Origin of the sequence: Raoultibacter massiliensis (assembly GCF_900199545.1) — a bacterium.
GTDB lineage: Bacteria > Actinomycetota > Coriobacteriia > Coriobacteriales > Eggerthellaceae > Raoultibacter > Raoultibacter massiliensis.
On the sequence record NZ_LT962665.1, the window covers coordinates 1 to 2,058 of the forward strand.

The following is a 2,058-nucleotide window of genomic DNA, read 5'->3' on the forward strand; positions in this document are numbered from 1 at the left end:
CTTTTCTGGGGGCGGGCATCTGACGAGGTTCTACTAGCTTATTCGTATCACAGTATCCGGTTTTCAAGGTTCTCGGCGGCCCTTCCGGGCCGTCCCGCGTGTTCGCCGGAGGCAAACGCGCAAGGAGATATATTACTGTTCCGTTACCCCGCTGTCAACAACTTTTTTAAAGTTTTGAAAACTTTTTTCTGACCGTCTCGCATATCAATCCGATTCAGCCTTGAAAGCCTTCATGCCAAGGGATTCCCTGAACAGCATTCCGCGCCCTTACGAACGCGGCTGAACTATAATACATATGCTCGTCCCATCAGGCAAGAGGTTTTTTCGGAAAACTTTCCGACCACAGAATCATCAAGTAGCCTCTTCCTGAATCCCCGTCCGGTACGACCCCGGCAGGCCAAGGCCGCAGCCCGTCGCTGCGCTCGCCGACCTTCAACCGGCAGATGAACGACAGACTGCCAAAGGGCGCGACGCGGCTCCATCCCGGCAACCGGCCGAAGAACGTCAAGTCATGCGTCATTCGACCGGCAGGCTCGCCTTGACAAGATCGATAAGTTCCTGTTTCGAGTGAACGCCCAGCTTCGCATACACCGATTTCGTATAGCTCTTCACCGTGTTTCTCGACAGGTAGAGCCTGCTCTCGACAAATGCGGCATCGCGGCCCTGAGCCAGCAGCTTGAGCAATTCCGTTTCGCGTGCGGTCAGCCCGTACTCGGCCGACAGATCATCGCATGCAAGGGCGTAAAGATCATCGCGTGCTTCCGCATAGCGCTTGATAAGCTCGTCCCGTTTCCGAATGGCGCGCTCCGCAGCACGCTTCTCCCGCGTGCGGAGGAGCCACACGCCCATCATGATGAGGTACAGCAACGCGAATGCAACGATAACCATCTGGGCGAAAGCGTATTGATTGTCGACTGCGATGAGCGAAGCGACAACGCTTCCAGCCATAACGCCAGGCCGAGGGAATGCGAACACGACCGCAGCTGCCGCCACGAGCTTGGTCCTGCTACCGCGAAACATCTCTATCGCAAGTGCGTAGGATACGAGCAGGGCCATCTCCCAACCCATATGGGTGAGCGCGACCAGAACGGTACTGTAGGCATCGGGAAGAAACGGCAAAAACACCAAGCCCGTCGCAATGATGCCGAGAGCCGCGTTGAGGAGAACCGCATAGCGTTTGCCGTCGAGCCGAACGTAGATAAGAAAGGCCACGTCGATAGCCAGGCCGCCGATTTGCGAAGCCGAACCGGAATCAGCCATGGTCAACGAAGGGGAAGCCATCGCAACCACATCGAGAACCCCGTAAATTACCGAAAGCAGAAACACGTACAGAAGCGGAGCGGCCAAGCGAGACCAGGGAGAAACCCCGTCATCGGGCGAGGTGCCTTCGGAAGGCTCCCCCGTCAAAGCGCCGATCGAATCGCCGCCAAGTTCTTCTTTGTCAGAATACCGCTCGTCGCCCAGCGCACCAAGCGCCGCGAGCATGCCAAACGAGCAAGCAAGAAGCCCCGCGCTTGCACAGACAACGCCGATAGGGGGCAGCTTTTCTATCGTAAGCGCCGCAAGCGCACTTGCGAGCGATCCTATGCCAAGCACGTATGCAAAACGGTTTTTCGCAAGAACGCCCATCCGCTCGAACCACAGCGGCATGAGCAATCCGGCTCCGATGCCGGCCAGGACGCCGGCGCAGTACGGAAAGAGGGGGTTGCCGCCATGAGCTGCCCCAAGCAGCAATGCGCATGCGCACGCATAGGCAACGGCTCCGACGCCGAACACGAGACGAGGCGAAGCACGGCGTCCGAAACGCGAAAACAAAGTAAGCGCAGCAGCGCACAGGGAGGCGTTGAGCACGAGACCGTATATCAGAGGGCTGGCTTCGAATGGAAGATCGAACAGCCAATCGTAATAGAAGAATACGACAGCTACGGTGTAGAGACAGGCAAACCCCGCCACCGTCACAGCAAATCGCGCTCCCGCGCCCATTCTCCGCAGCATAAACGCCCGCCCGTCGCTCGTCGCCCGGGCGCGTCCCGCCCGGCGCAAGGGAAGGGCCCGCTC

1 protein-coding gene is annotated in these 2,058 nt (G+C 58.5%); it reads right to left on the minus strand.

Translation table 11 applies throughout. The features are described 5' to 3' along the window. Positions 1-516 precede the first annotated feature (516 nt). On the minus strand, positions 517-2,058 hold a 1,542-nt coding region (locus C1719_RS00030; protein ID WP_219717773.1), incomplete at its 5' end, for a helix-turn-helix transcriptional regulator.